The organism is Bacillota bacterium (genome assembly GCA_012518215.1).
GTDB lineage: Bacteria > Bacillota > Dethiobacteria > DTU022 > PWGO01 > JAAYSV01.
On the sequence record JAAYSV010000024.1, the window covers coordinates 33,549 to 54,020 of the forward strand.

13 protein-coding genes are annotated in these 20,472 nt (G+C 49.1%); 3 read left to right on the forward strand and 10 right to left on the reverse strand.

All coding sequences use genetic code 11. The features are described from left to right. Nucleotides 1-24 precede the first annotated feature (24 nt). Nucleotides 25-330: a hypothetical protein gene (locus GX364_04350; protein ID NLI70077.1), complete on the forward strand. Its 306-nt coding sequence runs from the start codon at nt 25-27 to the stop codon at nt 328-330. A 231-nt stretch (nt 331-561) separates the two neighbouring features. On the opposite strand, the gene GX364_04355 is transcribed toward GX364_04350, so the two are convergent. Further along, nucleotides 562-2,295, reverse strand: coding sequence for an amidohydrolase family protein (locus GX364_04355; GenBank protein ID NLI70078.1), 1,734 nt, complete (start codon nt 2,293-2,295; stop codon nt 562-564). 270 nt (nt 2,296-2,565) lie between these two features. Between GX364_04355 and GX364_04360 the strand changes: the two genes are divergently transcribed. Further along, entirely contained in the window at nt 2,566-2,769 is a 204-nt protein-coding gene (locus tag GX364_04360) for a hypothetical protein (GenBank protein ID NLI70079.1), read from the forward strand. Between the two features lie 57 nt (nt 2,770-2,826). On the opposite strand, the gene GX364_04365 is transcribed toward GX364_04360, so the two are convergent. The 4 genes from GX364_04365 to GX364_04380 all read right to left on the reverse strand — a co-directional run bounded on the left by GX364_04365 (nt 2,827) and on the right by GX364_04380 (nt 14,207). Next, a complete protein-coding gene (locus GX364_04365; protein NLI70080.1) occupies nt 2,827-4,050 on the reverse strand; it encodes a mandelate racemase/muconate lactonizing enzyme family protein in 1,224 nt (407 codons plus the stop codon). Nucleotides 4,051-4,785: 735 nt separating this feature from the next. Next, nucleotides 4,786-10,080, reverse strand: a complete 5,295-nt coding sequence (locus GX364_04370; protein NLI70081.1) for a hypothetical protein — start codon at nt 10,078-10,080, stop codon at nt 4,786-4,788. A gap of 970 nt (nt 10,081-11,050) precedes the next feature. Further along, entirely contained in the window at nt 11,051-12,565 is a 1,515-nt protein-coding gene (locus tag GX364_04375; protein ID NLI70082.1) for an HD domain-containing protein, read from the reverse strand. Nucleotides 12,566-12,590: 25 nt separating this feature from the next. Beyond that, on the reverse strand, nt 12,591-14,207 hold the full coding sequence (locus GX364_04380) for a TIGR02710 family CRISPR-associated protein (GenBank protein NLI70083.1): 1,617 nt from the start codon (nt 14,205-14,207) through the stop codon (nt 12,591-12,593). A gap of 683 nt (nt 14,208-14,890) precedes the next feature. Here GX364_04380 and GX364_04385 point away from each other — a divergent pair. Then, the gene (locus tag GX364_04385; protein ID NLI70084.1) at nt 14,891-15,589 is read left to right on the forward strand and encodes a class I SAM-dependent methyltransferase; all 699 of its coding nucleotides are present in this window, start codon (nt 14,891-14,893) and stop codon (nt 15,587-15,589) included. Nucleotides 15,590-15,956: 367 nt separating this feature from the next. On the opposite strand, the gene GX364_04390 is transcribed toward GX364_04385, so the two are convergent. The 5 genes from GX364_04390 to GX364_04410 form a co-directional block, all read right to left on the reverse strand. Next, the gene (locus GX364_04390; GenBank protein ID NLI70085.1) at nt 15,957-16,823 is read right to left on the reverse strand and encodes a hypothetical protein; all 867 of its coding nucleotides are present in this window, start codon (nt 16,821-16,823) and stop codon (nt 15,957-15,959) included. A 242-nt stretch (nt 16,824-17,065) separates the two neighbouring features. Next, complete coding sequence (locus tag GX364_04395; protein NLI70086.1) at nt 17,066-17,266, reverse strand: hypothetical protein; 201 nt, start codon at nt 17,264-17,266, stop codon at nt 17,066-17,068. 149 nt (nt 17,267-17,415) lie between these two features. Then, nucleotides 17,416-18,315 carry a hypothetical protein gene (locus GX364_04400; protein NLI70087.1) on the reverse strand — a complete coding sequence of 300 codons (900 nt, stop codon included), beginning with the start codon at nt 18,313-18,315 and terminating at the stop codon, nt 17,416-17,418. A gap of 52 nt (nt 18,316-18,367) precedes the next feature. Then, nucleotides 18,368-19,381, reverse strand: a complete 1,014-nt coding sequence (locus GX364_04405; protein NLI70088.1) for a transketolase family protein — start codon at nt 19,379-19,381, stop codon at nt 18,368-18,370. 29 nt (nt 19,382-19,410) lie between these two features. After that, the gene (locus GX364_04410) at nt 19,411-20,238 is read right to left on the reverse strand and encodes a transketolase (GenBank protein ID NLI70089.1); all 828 of its coding nucleotides are present in this window, start codon (nt 20,236-20,238) and stop codon (nt 19,411-19,413) included. Nucleotides 20,239-20,472 lie beyond the last annotated feature (234 nt).

Sequence of the window (20,472 nt, forward strand, 5' to 3'; positions counted from 1 at the left end):
ATATCATATACCTGGACAAATATTTTGTCAAAAGTAAAATCATTTTTCACTCCCCCATATACGATGGCTTTGCCTGAAGCATACGGGCAGCGGCTGCGCAGCACCAACATTTTGGAGCGTTTGAATCAAGAAGTGCGCCGGCGAGAAAGGGTGATCCGTATTTTCCCCAACACGGATTCGGCTATGAGTTTGCTAGGAGCCCTGCTGATGGAACAAGATGAACTCCGGTCTACCGGAAGATTGTACTTCAAGATGGAGCAGTACCAAGGGCGGAAAGAAGAAAACCGTGGAAAAGGGAATGTCGAGACAAAAGATGATAAGGTGGCTTAGACAATGAAAAAAGTCCAGAGGGGAATTTAAACCACAAAATGGACTTGACCTTTGTCATGGGCCCTGTCCGGCAAGAATTTGCACAAAACAACTATTCTATGCGCGCATCTTTTTCATTTTCAAGCAAGACTCCAAAATATTTAAAAGGCACCGGTCCTATTTTGCACTGTTCCCACATCGGGAAAAACCCTTCCATGGGCAAATCATATTTTTGCTTTGCGGCTTTGCGATTCAGGGTTGGCGGCGCAGCATCCTGCCCGGGAGTGCCTCCCCGTTGAATCTGCCTTCCGACACCACGGATACGCCATTGATAAAGACATGATCGATACCCGTGGGGTGAATAGACGGGTTGTTAAAGGTTGCGGCTGTTCCGAGCCGCGGCAGGTCCATAACCACGATGTCCCCGTGGTATCCCTTCTTTATAGTGCCGCGTTCCCGTATGTTCATCGCCGCTGCAGGTACGGAAGTGCATTTTTTTATGGCCTCCTCGATAGGAAGAAGCTTCTTCTGTTTCACGAAAAAATCGATGAACCGCGGGAAGCCGTCGTAGAAGACGTGTGAAGGCCTGCCCACGGGGCGCAGTATCGTATCGGTGGAAGGCATCGAGAGGGGGTGAGTAAACCCCGACCACATGGAGCGGAAGGCAAAGGGATCGTCCGGGCCGGTAGGCGTATGGAAAACCATGACCTGCCCCTTTTCCTCGATCAGCAGATCGCAGATAACGTCGAAGGCATGCTTCCCTTCTTTCTTCCCTATTTCGGGAAATGTTCTGCCTTCCATCCAGCGGTTGTGCTCGCTGGCCACAGCCATCACCCTGAGGCCGTTCCAGCCGGTTATCTTGAGATAATTGAAGGACCATGTAGCACCATCGCGATGTGGCCACACGGGTTCGACATTGTTGATATCTGAAAGCACCCTTCGGCGAAAAGAGCGGTCTTTCAAGCGTTCCAGAGCCTGTTGCCTGCTCCCTTCGAAAGCATAGGGTGGCAGGAAGGCAGTTAACTCCGTGAACCCCTGGGATGTGGGAACCATATCGAAGCTGACCTGAAGCCCCTCCTCCCGCTTCTTCTCGATAAGACTCAACTTGGATTCGAGCCCCTTTTCAATGGGGATGGGGATTTTCAGCCTATTGTACAGGAATGAACCTGCCTGTATAACCGCCTTGGTAATGGCCGTAAGGCCCCTGGTATACGGCTGCCAGTACAGGTGGGAAACCTGAACGGGGATCTCGCTGCGCTGCCCTACCTGGAAAACCTCGTCGAGGGCCTGATCCAATGTGTGGGAATAGCTGCGCAGGTGCGAGGTGAAGACCCCGCCATACTTTTTCAGCATCTTGCCGCAGCCAAGAAGTTCGTCAAGATCACTCTGAAGGCCCGGAAAATACTGGAGGCCGGTGCTCATTCCGAAACATCCCATGGACAAGCATTCCTCGAGGTAACGCTCCAGAAATTTTTGTTCATCACCGGTGAGCAATCGCGTTACCAGGCCGGAAGCAGCAATGCGCAATGTTCCATGCCCGGCAAGTATCCCGGCGTTCAGCAACATGCCTTTTTTCTCGACATGCTCCATGTATTCCGCAGGCGTTTTCCAGCAGGCTGTTTTTTCCATGGACTGGCCGTTCAGTGTTTCAAGGTGAGCAAGTATATCCCCGCGCCTCTCGGGAAGGATGAAACTGCAGGAGAAACCGCAATTGCCTCCGATGAATGTGGTTACCCCCTGCATCACCAGGGGACTCAAAATCACGTTATGGTCATCCAGCGGAAGGACAAAATCGGCATGGGAATGGATATCGATAAAACCGGGCACCACCATTTTACCCTCGGCATCGACAACCGTCCCGGCGCTGGCATCACCCAGCTTGCCGATAGCAGCGATCTTTCCGTCCCGCAGTCCGATATCCGCCCTGTAACAGGGCTTGCCGGAACCGTCTGCTACGTTTCCATTCAAGATAAGTACGTCGAACATGGCGATCATCCTTTGCTACATATTTTCTTCTTGTTCGGCATCAGCGATCTTTATTTTTTTCGGGATACATGGAATTCAGGGAAATGATCGGAACCCGCACCGTGTCTGCCTGCGGAAAGAATTTTCCCGCTGCCATCTGTCTGGCTGCAGGCGTAGTCCGCAAGGAAAGCAATTTGTTTTATGTAAAGTAATTATAATAACATTCTGTCTCTGGTGTCAACCTGCATCACCCCTCCGACAGATAGGGGCAGGAGCAAGAAGTCTTGAACCATGCTCGGGGTAAAAAAGAATATAGAGAGGCAATACCGGAATCTTCCGGCCCGAGGCCATGAAAAGACCTGTGGGTGGTTATGTAAAGGATTGCCAAGCCGGGCGGTACCCGGCTCATTGGTAGCAGATCTTGCCATCAAGGAATCATTCGATGGTTCGCCCCTGGTTGAACCGAACAGCAAGGATGACAGATTCAAACCATGAATGGCAGGGCAAGGTTGGGCGGATGCAAAGAAGGCCGCCCAACCCCTGCTGCATGGTTCAACCCTGTTTTTTACTCTTTGCCAGTTTCAAGGCGCTGAAGAGACCCCGCTGCTTGATAGTTTTCAGTGCCAGGCCCCGGGGGGTCATCTCGAAAAATTTGCGCCCGTAGCGTTTCAAAGCCTGCTCATCGATCTCGAAACCGAGTCCCGGTTTATCCGGTATTTTCACATACCCCTCATCGTCAACCATGAAATGTTCTTTCAGGATGCCATCACGATATTTGGGGATCCAGGACGGCGGTTCGTAAGGGAATTCAATGGGCTCCCGGACAGGATTGGCTGCGGCGATCTGCAAATTGATTGCGAAACCCACGCCGTTGCTCCAGGTGTGGGGCTTGAAGCGCAGGCCACGCCGGGTAGCTTCATGCATGATCTTTACCGCGGTGTCGATTCCGCAGAAAGTAGCATCGGGCTGATAGATGTCCAGGGATTCTTTCTCGAACAGGACCTGATGTTCATGCCATCCCGGGGTCAGTTCCCCGCCGGCGATGGGAACCTTCGTGCGGCGCCGCAGCTCGGCCATCTCGTCAAATGCATACATATCCAGCGGCTCCTCCAGCCATTCTATATCATATTCTTCACAGGCCGTGGCAAATTCGGCCGCCCGTTCGAGGTCCCAGATAGCCGGTTTGTGAATAATGGTCACCGGCCACCCCTGGTTGGCGTCCACCCCGATTTCCATGGTATCGCCCACCGCTTTACGCACCGCCTCGATCTGCTTGATATCATCCTTGATGTCATCATCGTGAACGCGCAGTTTCACGATCTTGAACCCCATTTCCCTTATTTTCAGCACTTCCTCGGCCCGGCGATCCGGCTCGTGCACCTCACCCGTGGAGCAGTATGTCGGCATGCGCCCTCCCTTTCCGCCCAGCAGCTCGTAAACCGGCTTGCCTTCTTTTTTGCCGATCAGGTCCCAGAAAGCAGCCTCGATCCAGTGGTTGCGCCAGCCCAGGTAAGATGCCTCGCGGAGAAGTTGCCGGACTTCGTCCATTTTTTCCACTTCCTGCCCGATCAGGTACTGCCCGATCAGGGTTCCCAGACCTTCACGCTCTTCTTCCATGGCCATTCCGGCACTGTAGCCCACCAGACCATCGTCGGTGGTAATCTTCAGGAGTGTGCTGCGGTTAAATCTTTGCGGATAGCCAGGAATCCAGGCCGGATAGAAATCCACGGCCAGGGGAATTGAAATGTGGTAAAGCTCGATCTTGTTTACTTTCATTTGCTTTTCCCTCCTTTGATATCTTCATTCTGTCCTTTCTGATCTATTTTTATTGCTATTCAACCAATCTGGCCCGACTGTATCTTTCTTGTCTGGAATCAACCTTCTACTGTATTTACTTTTGTATTTACTTTATTCAACCAGGTTTTTTATTAATCCTTCAAATAGCCGGGAAATAACGAAAATAATGCCCTGAAAAAAACAATGATGCCTGCTGAATGACAGACAGAGGACATCAGGGGCTGCAATGAATTTTTCCTGCAAGAGGGGGAAGAAATTTGATGGGGGAATTCTTCGGTAGCGGCAGAAACCGCCGCTCCCTCTGAATTGCAATATAATATGAACGGCGCCCTCTGAATTTCAGGTACCATGCTTTGACTTTGCTGACAAGCAGGGCAGCTTTTACGTCGTCATTGCTATGGAAGTAAATGAACTCCAGCAAAAATATGCACCCGGAAGAAACAATTTCCGTTTATCGTGGTGCGGGTAACGCGTGGAAATTCAGAGCAAGCATCTTTTCATGGAAAGGCAAATTCTTTTAACGAGGAAAATGCTTGCAGGATGCCTAGCTTTATCGCCGGATATGGCGCCGCGAAGAATTATGTGGCACTGTCATTCAGGAAAGATGCGCCGGTTTTCTACCGGCGCATCCGTATTCAACTACTCTGGTTTGGCAATTCATGCAAGGCAAGGTGCGGCCGCACGAACAGCTGAACGGGACACCGCAATCTTCCCTCAGGCCTCCTCCACCGGAAACTTATCTATCAAGCCGACGATGCGACGAAGAATCAAAATCGCGTCCTGCACGTCTACTTTGCCATCCCCGTTAACGTCGGCAGCAATTATCTGTTCAGGTGTCAAATTCGCCAATCCCACGATGTCTCTCAATACAAATATGGCATCTTTTACAGTTACTGTCCCATCACCTGACGGGTTTCCATATATTATGGATTGCAGAACGCCTTCCACGATCTCGTAGGCACCTTTGTTATTGGGGACAAGTGTAACCTTCATGTTGGATGAAAGATTCAAAGCCGGACGAACACCAAAGGAGCTAGTAGGTGCTTGTGTTCCGTAATTGTTTCCGGAAACTCCAACGACACACATATAATATTCGGAACACTCATCGGCTTGACGGGTCCAGTACCATTCATAATCCATGCCCCCCAAACCCGACCCCTGGAAACGCGGCAAATATGCCTTCAGTCTTTCGGCATGCGCATATGATAGCGACGGCAGATCAAAATAGGGCAAAACGGTACCGGCCGGGCGGTTTCCGGCAAGGCCCATCTCGGCCAGGGAGAGGGCAAAAACACGATCGTCGGTGAAATAGGTGCTACCCGTATCCCAGGTCTTGTTGGGCAGTTTGGTGGTCAACACCCCGCTGCGGAACATTTGCGAGAAAGCATTATAAAAACCGTCTCCCGCATAGGCATAATCTTTCTTATCCAGACTGTTCAGGAAGGGGCGCAGGCCATGGTCAGCATTGGGCTTTCCGCTATCGCCCCAGTTGTTGCTGCCAAACTCCCATTTGATGCCCCTGTTGGTGCTGTCGTCAAAGGGATGCCGGGCAATCAATTCTTCCGAGACCAGGGTGACATGCGGGCGGTCTCCCTCGACATCATAGTGATCCTTTGCCGCCACAATCCAGGTCACCTCTTTCTTGACTCCTTTCGGAACGGTATTTCCGGCACGGTCTTTATTGCTGTAAGATGATCCCATCCTGTGTTCCCAGACCCACGAAGGATCCACAACCCTGTCGCCGATTTCCAGATCCCCCAGAAGCTGGCTACCCTGGATTTCGGTGAAAATCGCCCGGAGTACGGCATCGCCTGTCAGTTTTATGGTAGTTTCGGCAGCATTGATATCGTCAATGGTAATGTTTTCAACAGGAGCCAAGCTCCATCTTACAAATTCGTATCCCTCGGCAGGCACGGCCTTGACAGGTATCGAAACATGGGCATCAACCATTGGTAAGGGCCAACCGAGTTCCACCGTGCCCACCTCATCGCCATACATCCCGCCGGACTCGCTTTTCCAGATAAAGATTTCCAGTCTTACCTTGTTTGGTGGCTTGACAACCAGGCGGAACTTGGCTTCCGCCCAGGCGTTATATGGGTCCTTTGCGGTAAGATATATATCAAACTCCCCTTCCTGGTTGGCCGTCCAGACAATATTGCCGCTGTTGTTGCCGCCCTCATCCATGACCAGCTCGAGGCCATGTTCGCAAAGGGGACTGTCCAGTGTAAAATCCAGCAGATCGCCATCGGGATCCTCCGCCTGGAAGGGAATGGAGATGGTCTCTCCCCTATTCACCTCCCGATCGCTTTCATACTCTTCCGGTTCCTGAAAAGAGGGAACGCAGTTGGGCACATACAAACTGAAAGAAAAATCGTAACCGTCAACTTCTCTTTCCAGCTCAGTGACCGGATCGCTGAGATGAATGCGCACTCCGTAATCGCCTGCTTCTATATCGTTTTCAGCAGGATTCCAGCTCAAAATATAGGAACCGGGTATATGAGGGTAGGGTTCCATCGGTATTGCCTCGGCTACCATTTCACCATCCGGAATCGATTCAACAGAAACCACGGCATCAAGTCCCCGCCGAGCGCCGTCGGCATAGGCAACAATGACGAAAGGCGTATCCACTGGCCAATCTCCCCCATCCAGAAGGCCGGATGGATCCGTCAGGCAAGAAGCCAACCCCGGCGCCGCGGCTTCCTCCACAAAATCGACCGTCAATCTGACCACGGCAGAAGTCTTTTCGGGATCATTGGTTTTGACATTCAGGTTGCACACCAGGGGTCCCTCGGGTGCTTCCGTGGGCAAATCCAGCGGCACTATTTCCACATGCTTCTCACCGGGCCAGATGGCTATTTCCCCGGAATCGGGGGAAACCCAATCCGGCACCCCCGCCTCGGTGTCAAATTCCACCACCAGTTTTTCACTGCCGATGTTGCGCATGGGAATAACCGCCGATGCATCATGCATTCCTTCGGTAACACTGACCGTTATATCATCCGGCATTTCCAGTGCCGGTGAGGTCCTGTAACCCTCCACCTTGTAAGTTTCTGCGGTGATCTTCTCGGCAAAACGCAGGCCGTCGCTGACAACCACCTTGAATTTGTACTCTTCCCCGGCAGGAAGTTCGTTGGCATTTACAGTCCGGGAGAAATTTCCGGGTCCTTCATGTGCTATATCCATGGCGATGAGACGCCAGTTCTGGCCACCATCACCGCTGGCCATCAATGTGGAAGAAAGGGGAGCCCCGGCCTCATGCGTTGCCCTCCATGAGATCTGGAATTCCCCGGATAGCGTCCCCCCGCCCGTTGGAGCAGTTATGGTAACTTGCGGTGCAGACTCGGAAAATTCATAACGTTTCCAAACGTGCATCATCTCGCCTTCGGTAGGGTGGGTAACAAGGTGGCCAATTTCTATGGCTGCTATGTCGTCACGACGGGGAAAACTCAACTGGAAAGGAGCAAAAGTTCTGCCTTCGTATTTAAAGGTTTCGAAGAACCCATGGTCCAGAACTTCTCCCTGGCTATCGACCAGCTGCAACATGTAGGAGTTACTGCCCATATCCACGCCCCTGTCCACCGCACCCCTGTACGGAAGCACCGGATCCAGAAAAACACTTTCTATTTTGTCGATGGCTCCCACCACCTCTCCGGAAAGAAGAAGAACATCGGTATCCTCCTCCGCCAGTAACAATTCAGCTCCTGTTCCTGTGACGGGTTGCGTGGCATATTCGAGCAGTTTTGTGTATTCCTGCCCCGTGGGCCAGGGAAAATGGGTATGATCATACATTATGGCCTCACAAAAAGGCGTAATATATTTTCCATCGCGGAGTAGATTGTTGATGGGACCCTTTCCGTCATGACCATTGGCGGAGAGCGGCGGCACTTCATTTTTGGGGTATACATCCTTCAAACCCAGCGTATGGAGGAATTCATGCAAGGTATGATGTGCAAGCGCCTCACCGGGATCAAGGAGCACCGCACCGTGTGCCGCCCCGAGGAATTCCCAGTTCAGGCCGAAAGTACCGGCCTGCTGCAGGCCGGATGCTCCCAGAAAACCCGGCGGGGTCAGGCCCACAACAAGATCTGCCCCGCCAGCGTGACCAGATTTTTGTATGCGGTTCAGCGTGCGGAATATGCGACGCAGATAACTGTCATGCGATTCCTTGCCCCAGAGCCACCCGTTCGCCCGGGCCACATGGAAGGGAAGCGCCTTGCTAAAACTGATGGGAGCCGGGAATACCTTGCGGATAAATTCCTCCTGCCTCATTATGGTGGATGCCGGGTAAGAAATGGCGGAGGATTCCCAGGCGCCCACTTGCAAAGGGACAAAAATAAAATTGAATTCCTTGCGTGCCTTGTAAAGTTCATGCGGTACATATTCGTTCCCACTGCTGCCCGAACCTCTATCCTCGCAAGTTCCAAGAATCACCCTTGATTCGCGCCGCCCCCGATCAGTATCCTTCATTACGGCCCTGACAGCCAAGCGTTTGGGGGGCAATAAATCAGCAGGATTTATCTGGATATAGGCCCGGTGTTTACCCTGTATGACCACTTCATTGTTGGTATAGTTTCCCACACCTGCATAGGTATCATTAGCATACCGCCGGTAGCCTGAAGGCGGAGATTGGTTGATAACTACATCGGGATTTTTGGAATCATAAACCTCGATACCAACGCCCTGCAATTTCTTGTCCGATGGATATTTTTGTTTTACAAATACATAAGGTGAAACAAACAGGGGGGCTTTGTGATCAACGACAATACGCGAGGGGTTATCCACAACCTGTGTCAGGTACCAATACAGATCCATTAATGGAAATACCGTCATCTCCAGTGAAACCGAATCCGTACCGTCCGTTCCGGGAGGATAGTTTATTTCCAGCTCGCCGTTTTTATCCGTTGTTTTTTCAGAAAGGTGTCCCAGATTTGCTCCACCCCAGAACTGAACTCGCATATCGGGAAGCGGATCGCCATCGGGCGTAACCACGTTGACCTTTATGCTGCCTTCGAAATTTCCAAGGTCGTCATAAGTAAAATACTTATCTTTAAAAAAGGGATGATAATCGCCATGCTGCGGGATAATCCGTGCAAACAATGCCGGGGCGGGAACCCTGATCGGGGACAGTTCAAACGTTGCACCATTTCCCCGTCCCGTAAAAAGTGTTTCTCCTTCCACATTGCTCCTTTCCCACAAACCATTGGCCATATACCAGGTTACAGTATGACCATAGCCATGAGCAGTCACCCACCTGAAGAATATGCGGCTTTCCTGCCCTGCACGGGGCACAGATTTACCGGGATCATCCTCATCGCCATAGCATTCGAAATCCACCCGTATATCGTGAATGAAGGGATCTTTTCCCAAAATTTCATGGAGATGCAAATTCCGTTCATCCGCCTCGTTGCCCGCTTCATCGCGGGTTATCAGGCCAACTTTCATTATCTCATTTTCATAGAAGCTAACCTCTACTTCAACAGACACATAGATATGATGTTTGTATTTTACCCTTGCAGTCCCGGTGCCGATATACTCACTGGGAACGTAATCCAAACCTGCAGGGCGTATGATGTTCTTGATTTCCCAGTTGGGGACAGCCCCGTATCCCATAAAAATATGATGTTCCACGCTTCCGCTCGGTACGGGAGCATCATCCGTCGCTACAAGGAAATAACCGCCATCTTTAAGAGTCACTTCCAGATCAAAACCTACCTCGTGAGATTCCTCCTGCCCCAAACCGGAGTTATAAAACAGCTTCCATTCCCGGATCTCGAAGGTATGGGAAGTTACAACTTCCCAACCCACACTCCCGTCAGACACTTCGAAACCCCTTTCTTGCAATTCGGGCTGGCCCTGTTCCACTATCTCACCCGATGACGCCTCTTCCCACGGCCCATCATCGCCGCCAAGAAGCCACCCGGTAGTGAAGCCCCGCTCAAAAGCTTCCCCGGTTCCGGACAACGCCAGCAGCATTACCAGCAATAACAGCAACATATAATTTTTTTTCAAGACAAGTCACCCTCCTTTATACCAACTGATAAAATTTTCTTGTTATTTCCTGTATCCAGTTTTAAATAATACAGCAATAAATTCCCGCCCGAAACCGAGAGAAGACAGTTTTTTGCCAATTATGGAATGAATCTCCCGCCCGTCTGGCCTGCAATGACCTCTTCTGATGAAGACGATCGAACCATCCCATTTTTCATGTTGTCAATCACCTCTTGATGTTTTTTTTACCAAACCAAGATTTCAAGGATAGAACAGAGCTTCCCATCTGCTGTCAAGGCCTTGATTGCCCATGATGGCCTGATAGCTCTCCGCTCCAGTAAAATAGGGGACATAATTCTATTATTCATACAAACACAACCATAACCATGATAATAATATCATAAAAATGTCACTTTTGCCTACATTTTTTATAATATGTTCAGTTTTGATTGATGACAATGCTATTTGTACCTGTTGCGGTAATTATTTGAAGGGATGGGTATAGATTGGGGGATTCTTCGGTCGCGGCAAAAACCGCTGCTCCCTCCGAATTTTCACGCGTTACCCGCACCACGATAAACGGAAATTATTTCTTCCGGGTGCATATTTTTGCTGGCGGCACCCCATGAATGACAGCCTGAAGGCAAGGGGCACCCCTCCCAGGACAAATTTCAAACCTTCGACACAGAAACTACTTCTTCAATATGTTGTCGTCAACAACCCTGGTGCTCTTGCACCTGGGGCAGATGTATATTATCTTTTTTTCATGAATGAAGAAGCGGTGGTTACAATTTTTGCACAACAGCAGACGTGTGGGGCTAGGGATAAAATCCTTCATCGGTCCGTCACCTCTTTTCTGATCCAAAATATCTAGCTGATTACTGATATATATATATTAACAGGTTAACATGGTCATTTACTGTCCATTCCGTATTCAGCGGCATTTCACGGTGTTCAGCCCCGAAAAGATACGTTCAATGTTCAAATGGATTCATTGTAAAAAATTGCTATCAGCGCCTGACCCCAACTTGTCGTACAACAATTTTTTGGCAAGATCAAACGCTTCCCGGCGGGTAGATATTTTGCCGTCCAACTGTGCTTCACGCACACTATCTTTCAAATAACCAACCAGCTCGCTGGCCGGCAAACCGAAACGGGCCATGATATCCCATCCATCCAGCAATGATGGCTCTTCGAACCGGGGACTCACCCTCTCCCTCCATTTCTTTAAAAACGCAGGAGCCCTGACAGACAACACCTCTTTAACCCTGCCTTCCGATAACCTTTCGCCCTTTTTGGAAAGCAAATCGGCACAACCCAGCAGAAACAGTCCGGCAGTATCCTCCCCGTGTTCACGCCAGAACTTTTCCTGCGTCTTGCTGCTGGACCGTTCAACAATATCCTGTATCTGAAAATGTCTTTTCACCAGAAACAGCAACAAAGCTTTGTCCCTGGCGGACAATTTCAGCTCACCGGCAATTTCTTTGATCAACCCAAGACCGGCCCTCTCGTGATCAAAAAACCTGACCCTGTTTTTATCATCAATTTCGCGAACCAGCGGTTTCCCGATATCATGAAGTAATGCCGCCAGTTTCAAAACAGGCAAATTGTTGCCCCGGGAAAGCCAATCGCCAAACAGCGCATCATCATCAGGAAAAAAATCATTTACCCGTTCGATCAAATTGTCCAACTCCAGAACAACCTGAAAACTGTGACCCCATACGTCCTGATGGTGATACCCCCCCTGTATGCAGTCGATCATGGGAATCATCTGCGGAAACTGATTTTCTACCAGACCATATTTTCCCGCTTCCAGCAGCCAGGTGCCTGCGTCGGGTTGCGCCAGCAGGCAGAAAATCTCGGCCCGGGTTCTTTCACCCGCTACTTTTCTACACAGATGAGCATTTTTTGAAACCAACTGTTTCAAGTTTTCGGCGGGTAAGAATCCCAGCTGAGCGGAGAATCTCCATACCCTCCACAACCTCAGAGGGTCATCCAAAAAAATGGAGCCGGAAACTTCCCTCAAAATGCCCCTCTTCAGATCAGCCAGGCCGCCAAAAGGGTCGATGACCATTTCTTCCACGCAGTCCCTGGCCGGTTTATTGCGGGCAAGAACCGGTAATATTTCTTCAAGGGGAACGGCCAGGGCGTTGACCGTGAAATCTCTCCTTCCCAGATCTTCGACAATGTCGCCCTCCAGCTCCGTGATATCGAGCCAGGCCTGCCGGGACGTATTGCCCCCTGTCCTCCCTTCGGCGGCCATGGTGCTTTTGCGAGGGAACACGAAGCGAAAACATACCCCCCTGTCCTTGTCGCCCCATCTGACCAGAGTGCCATCCACACTTTTAGCCACAGCGAGAGCTGCTTTTTCTGCGCCTTCAACAACAAGGTCCATGTCATGTGAAAAACGGCCTGTCAAAAGATCGCGCAATCCGCCGCCGACAAAGAATACACCGGGAAAACCCGACAATACCTCCAACGCTTTCTTGATTTCTGGAACATTCATATTACAGTAACCGACCGTCCATTATTCACTCCTCCGGGATGGCTGTTTCCGAAACCGACCGTCCATTATTCACTCCTTCGGGATGGCTGTTTCCCAGCTTCAAGGCAATCCTTTCACATGAGAAATTGTCAATGCCCTCAACATCGCAGAAAAATTGCAGCAGACCTTCAACCATGTTTTTGAATATTTTGTAATCCCTTTGCGTGACAAAGGAAATCCCGTGTGCCAGAATACTGTAGTTGCGATTATTCAATTGCTGGTTCAATCTGGAAAGGCTTATGGTATTATTTTTGTTTCTCCCCTCGTTGTACGCCTTCAATGAAAACCGATCATTGATAGCATTGAGGAGAATATAACCATTAAAAAGGCTGATCGGCGTAGGCAATTCAGATGTGGGGAAAAAATCAAGAGTCTTTCTTTCACGATTTACTGCCTCGATCAGACGCTTCTGGAAATCATCCAGTCCGGGGCCATTCAAGGGCAAACCATTGAAGTTCTGCTTTCCGAGGCTGGAATATAATTCATCGTAATCCGGTTTGGCTGTATCCACGCCATGGATTGCAAAACGTCTCTGCTCCATAACTTCCAGGATGCGGTAAAGATACAGGGAAGCCGTGTCCCACTTGCCCCATTTTTCCCGCCGGAGTGCATTGCCGTAAAGAACATTTATGAGCATGATCACGGCTTCTTTATTCTGAAGAAGTGGCAAGGTAGTGTTTCCGGGGCCCGATGGTATCAAATCCGCCAACTCACAAAGGAGCCTGCCATGCTTTTCAATGACGATCAGTTCCTCCTCGTTGAGAAAGCTGACACCCCTGTAGCGGCGAGCTTTCGCTGCTGCATCCGTAAGGTTATTCCCCGCAGTTTTGAAATCCAGAAGATCCCAGGCTTCGTAGCCGGAAGCAATATGGTACAAAATCTCATAACGACGCGGGTCGGGTGCTTTCTCCTTGAGCTCCTCGAAGAGGAGCAACGCACCATGATAATCCTGCCGGGACATCAGTTGATTTGCTTCCATCTCCTGAATACAACCATAAGCTTCATAGGGATTTTGCAGCAATTCAAGATATTCCGAACCGGGAATCGGCCTCCTTTTTACATTGCAGTAATTGTCATTGTTAACATAGAGTAGCTGAAAAGATAACAGGGCTCCTACCATGGCCAGCCCGCCGGTCATGGACTTCGTGCCACCAGTAATGTCAACTGCCACATTTTGTGGATTTCCCCAGCGTTTCCAGGCATCCACCACTTCATCATATATGGCCAGGGCATAAGGTTTCCCAATCAGGCGTTTCTCTACCCCTGAAAATGGCACTATATCGCCCGTATATTTATAAATGACATCGAGCTGTTTTTTTGTTTCCTTCGTATACAGAAAAAGCACCCGTTCAGGTTCAATCGCATTGATGGAGAATATGAGTGGTTCAGGAGATTGTCCCACGGTTAGTATCATTCCGCGGTATCTTCCTGCAAGCTTTTGTTTTTCTTTCCCCACAAAGACGCGGATAGAACAAGGCAGTATTTTTTTCCAATAAAACTCGTCAGCAGCCTTTTGCTCCTCCTCACTCTCGGATGGCATGGCATCCCATTCGTCAACCAGTTCCTTTAAAATAGTAGATTCATCGCGGTTCCCCTCGTTCATCACAGTTCCTCCCTGTTCAAAATCGGGCACATCCAGGAGATTGTGAAATCAAGTTGTGATTCATGGCCCACCATTTATTATTCTTTACATCACATGCCATTTCCTTTTGCTGGCAAACATTTTACTGCCGATTCAAACATATTCTTCCTTCTTTTATGTATCCCCGAACCATACGGTTGACGGTGCGTCGAGTACATCCCAGCTTAAGCGCAGCACTAATTTGTTGCCCTTGGTCTCGACAAGTTTCTTGATCACGACATACCTGAATTCTTCCGTCATATTTAGCTAAACCTTCCTCATCAGATTCACCTCGTTTTAATAAAATCAATACGAGGTAACTTTAAAAAACCGGGACATTTTCCCTTGTCTTCTGATGAGACATTATCGCATGTGAATCACTGTCAACCATCGTGACCACGGGGGAGCTGTCAACCATCGTGACCACGGGGGAGCTTGACATTGTGCAATTTTAAGAGTACTCTGATTCAGGTAAAAACATTCATTATATTGACAGAGAGTGGATTGCATTGAACAAACAAATGCTTGTTTTTAATTTAATCAGATATGGTGCCGGCATGAAATTACGTGCTTTGTTGAAAATAAAATCTTCCAAGCATATATACGAAAACTATTATGATACTATAAATCAATTTTCCAGAATTGGCTCGGATGAATTTGTCTGTATGAATTATGGATTTGCTGCCGATAAAAACTTGGAACTCGATGTGACGGATGAAGCCGAAAGGTTCCCCCTTCAATTGTATGATCATGTGGCCACAGGAGCCGGCACCCTGATTTTAAAAGACCTTGATGTTTTGGAAGTGGGAAGCGGCAGGGGCGGTGGGGCTTCATATATTGCACGCTACTTGAAACCCAAAAAAATAAGGGGCATGGATATATCCCCCATAGCTACGCAATTTTGCACAAAACGTTACAAGGACATAGAAAATCTTTCTTTCATTTGCGGTGATGCGGAGGCAATTCCTTTTTCGGATTCAAGTCTAGACGCCGTTGTCAATATAGAAAGCTCCCATTGCTATCCCAATTTTCATAATTTCGTTGCAGAGGTCAAGAGGGTACTGAAACCAAACGGACATTTTCTATTTGCCGATTTCAGAAAAACATCTGAAACAAATATCTTCCAGGATACTTTTGAAAAAATCGGGTTCAACCAGCTATATGAACAGGATATTTCCAATCAGATAGTAGATTCTTTAACAGAGGACACCGAACGAAGGCAAGGCTTGATAAAAAATATCAAACTGCCATGCTTTATCAATTATCTGATAAAGGATTTTGCAGGCTGTGTGGACAGTATTACCTACAATGCCTATGCCAGCGGGAAAAGAAAATATATGTACTATATCCTGCAGAAGCCTTGAATAAAGACATTCACGCCATTGGTGGAACAAAATATTTCAAGGTAGAAGCCCTCTTTTTTGTATGGCAAATCAATAAATGTTTTCCGGTTATTCCGGAAACCGTTTCATAATCCGGCGATCCCAATTCTGTTTTGCCTGGCTTGGGTTCTTCCCGAAAACAAATTTATTATCAAACAGGGCCATTTTACAATTGCTATACATAATAAAACAGGCGGGAGAAGGGATTGGGATAGCGGAACAGCATTTCCATGTAGTTTAATTTTTAATGCCTTTATATTGTTACACACCGTTCGGGAAATTTTTCTTTTCTAGCAACTATTATGGAAGAAGTCCGCCCACTGCCCATTACCGGGGATAGCCGGAAATCTTAATAGTAATCTTTGTACTCGTCGGCCGGGTATTTTGTGCGCACGTGCACTTCATCTATCAGGTCCGAGCCTACAGTGTAACAGAATATATTGATCACCATGTCGTTTTTTTCGATGCTGTATAGCAGCAGCGGCTCCCCGTACTTGTCACAGACCCCTTCGTACTCCGGCGGGCCAAATTCTTCTTTCGCCTCGCTCATCGTTTTTCCTAGAAAATCCTGTTCAGCGAACAGTATCAACTTGCAGCCGCTGAACATATCAAAAGCAACCACTTCCTTGCGCTGGCTGTACAGGTTGCAGTAAAAAGTGATAAGGTGATCCGGATAATGCATGGCCACGGAACCCTCGAAAAGCTCCTCCAGATCGGGTTCCCCCAGCGCCTGGACGACTTTGTGCCTGGAAGAACCGATAAAATCCGCCGCTATCAGTCGGTCGTCCCGATGGGGAACGATAGCGGAGGGGGCACCATCTTCTTCTGCAAGAAAGGCATCTGCCGCATCGATATCCCCTTGATCAACTTCGGTAACTCTTTCCGCCGCTTTCGGTTCCGGGGAAGACGCCCTCTCTTTTGTTTTCAAATAATCGGTGTAAACCATATAGCTGCCGACCGAAAGAAAGATCACGGCAAGGGCTATCCCGACAAACCATTTCTTGATTTTCTCCCCGGAATCAGTTTGCATCACCGGGCTTTTTATTTCCTCGAAGCGCCCATCATGGCTGTATCCCTGTACCATTTCATTTTTGCAGATTTCCAGTTCCGGCAACGGCGAACGGCAGTATGTGCATTCGGTTGCATCAAGCGGTACCGTTGCCGTACAGTACGGACAAACCCTTTCTTTTCTTATACCGTGATCATCATGCTGCATGGCAGTTACTCCTCTCAACATAATTTTGTCCTTTCCGTCTGCCCCACCCAGCAAAACCTGGCCATACTCATGTTCGATTGAAAGTCAAATCCCGGCCCCAGCCGGATCCAGTCCTTCATAATCATGCAGGCAGTCCGCTTCAACATCGATCAAATCACCCGCCCCTCGGGTCAGTAACAAAATATTCTATTAAAGGTCAATAATTTCCTTCCATTGAACTATTTTGCATAACGGAGCAGGATTCATGATTGATTGTGCAAAGAACAGACAGTATAATTTTGCAGGTCTATATCCACGGAATCCTTTTCCCCGAACTCCATCGAGCCCACCTCATCTGCCCCTTTCCCCAACCAGCCCATTCCCGGTGGCCGGATCATACCGTTTGGCAAATAATCAAGCCGCCACCCCGGGCAGTTGCATCCTTTTCCAATCCTCCCGCCCATCCATCAACGCCCCTTTCCCGCCCCGGGCAGGCCCAATCAAAAAAGCACCCAAAAAAACGGGTGCTTTTATATTTTGTTATCTGTCCAATCCGTCATCTACCTTGCTCGATCAATTATTTCTCTTTGCTGCAATAACCCGCCGCCCGGAATCAGTGTTTTACAAATTTGGACGGAATCAGCATATCCTGAATATCCATCATCCTGTCGTTGAAGGTGATCGCATAGCTATCGCCGGCACCGATTATTTCCACGTTGCCATCGACGACGGCCTGGACAAAGGGCTTGCCACCCAGAACAGCAATGCATCCGTTCGGATCAGGAAAGCTCAGCAATACGAAAGGACTCTTCCTTTCGTAAATCCCCCTCCCCGCCTTGGTCTTGCCAAATTTCACCCTCAGATATGCGCCCATTTCCGGATATATTTCTTTCCCGTTGGCAATGGTGGGGCCGACCTTGAACTGGTAGATCCTGTCCGTCTGCTTCTCGGTCCATTTGACCATGGGTGCATAGCCGGATTTCGTGGCAACGGACATCGCCGTGGTTATCATGTACAGAGACATCTTCACCTTCAGGTACTGTTCAAATGGTTCATCGGCACCCGGAACAAAATCGGGCATCATTTTCATCAACGACAGCATCAGGAAGAGAAAACTGAAGAAACCTCTCTTGAACATGTTCTTCAATACGGAAGGTACAATACCCATCATATCCAGCGGTGTGTTGCCCTTGAACACGCCGAGCATACTCTTGATGCTCTTGAAATGCATTTTGATCACTTTCAGGTTGCCGAAAGCGCCGGTGTAGACCCCTTCGTATACCTTGAAACGTCTGCCCTCAGCTATCTTGTTCGCCTTTTCTTCGGTTAAAAAAACCATATGTGCAGCGAGAGGATTCTCATCGTCCTCGGCCTTGAACTCCACAACGACATTCAGATTTTTGAATTTTTTTACGAAATTGGGGTCCTCTGTCAGAGGGATATTCATCGCCGGGAAAGCTGCACGAAGAAACAAACGCGCCGCCAATATGTCCTGCGCAGTAGCTTTGTTCATCTTCTGCCTCCTTTATCGATCTTCGTCTGTCCTGATCGGCCAGCCTTCAAGGTCAGTCCTCATCAGTCCAGTCTTCGTCAGCTTCGATTTCTTTTCCTAGCAGTTCCCTGATGGTTTCTGCAATTCCTGTCGCGTCCAGCTTGTATCTCGCGTACAGGTCCTCCGGATATCCGATAACGCTGTACTCATCCGGAATCCCCACCTTGGTGAAAGCGCAGGCTTTTCCACTCTCTGCAATCACTGAAGCAACTGCATCCCCCAAACCGCCGATAACATTGTGCTCTTCCACAGTCAATATCCTTCTGGTTTCCATCAATGCTTTTACAATCGCATCCTTGTCGATCGGTTTGATGGTGTGCATGTTTATCACTCTTACGGAAATTCCGTCGTGTTCCAGTTCTTTCGAGGCTTCCTTGGCCTGAAGAACGGGAGTGCCGCAGGCGATGACCGTAATATCGGATCCATCCCTCACCGTCATTGCTTTTCCGATTTCAAAATCGAAGTCCTCGTTTTCATGCAAGGGGGGCTCGAACCCCCTGCCGACCCTCATGTAGAACGGCCCTGGTATATCGATACAGGCACGGACCGCTTTCGCAGTCTCCCATCCGTCGGCAGGCACGACGACGGTCATGTTTGCAAATGAACGAAGGACCGCCAGGTCCTCGGTGGCATGGTGTGTGGTTCCGGCAGTTCCGAAACTGACCCCGCTATGAGTGGCAATGATTTTCACGGGTAGATTCTGATAGGCAATATCGGTTCTTACCTGCTCGGCAGCACGCAGCGAAGCAAAAGTGGCAAAAGTTGATGCAAATGGTATCAACCCGGTCTTGGCCAACCCCGCAGCGATCCCGAACATATTCTGTTCGGCGACCCCCACGTTGAACATCCTGTCCGGATATTTCTCTCCGAATATTCCGATATTTGTTGATTTCGCCAGATCGGCGGTCAGCCCCACTATTTTCTCGTTTCTTTCGCCCAGGTCTGCAAGCACACGCCCGTAGATCTCTCTCGAAGTCATCTTGTTTGCATCATGGACGGTCCATACGGTTCCAACGTCTTTACCCATCGATCATATCCTCCTTGTCCTGAAAGATCTTATAAAGATTCAACATCGGCCAGAGCTTCATTGAACATTTCGATATCCATGGCACCGTAATGCCATTCCACCGTTCCCTGGAATCTCTTCACGCCGAATCCTTTTTGTGTATTGGCCACTATGCACACGGGCTTCTCCGTTTCCGCCCACGCTTCCTCAAGAGCCCTGTCTACCTCGGCCATGTCGTTGCCGTTGCATTCGATAACTTTGAAGCCGAAAGCTTCGTATTTCTTGCCCAACGGCTCGATCGACATGATATCATCGGTGCAGCCGTCGATACAAAATCTATTCTTGTCAACGATGGCTATCAGGTTGTTCAACTTGAAATGGCTTGCAGCCATGGCAGCTTCCCAGATGCTTCCCTCGTTCTGCTCGCCATCGCCCATGAGGACAACCACCTTGGTGTCCAGATTCTGATATCTGTCACCGAGCGCCATGCCCACTCCCAATGATAGCCCGTGGCCCAGGGACCCCGTGGAGGCATCGCAACCCTCGATTTTATTGGCATCGGGGTGCATCCCGTAGGCCGACTCGTAATGATTGAATGATTCAAGAGATTCCATGGGCACAAATCCTTTCATGGCCAAACAGGGAACATAGGCAAGCGCCGCATGCCCTTTGCTGAGAATGAATTTATCCCGTTCAGGCATGGACGGCTTTCCCGGATCGACATTCAAAAACTTGTAATACAAAGCCGTCAGAATATCTGCACTACTCAACGAACCACCAAAATGCCCACTTCCGGCAAATTTAGCTGTTTTAAGGATATTGATTCTTAGCTCTTTTGCCTTTGCTTTTAGCTCTTCCACTGATACATTTTTTGGCATTTACGACTCGTCCTCCTTTGGGGATACAACTAGCATTTGATGTTAAAATTTTATCATACAGCCCAATAATATGTCAATCACACCCCGATCATTCGTATGCCCCCCTCCCGGGCCATGCCATTTTGCAGATTTTGCAAGGTAAATTTTGTGAACTGCAGAAGTTGGTTTGTAAAACAGGGGCCGTAACTGCAAGATTGTGCGCCGTTAATCATGTTTGAATTGCATGAAGGATGC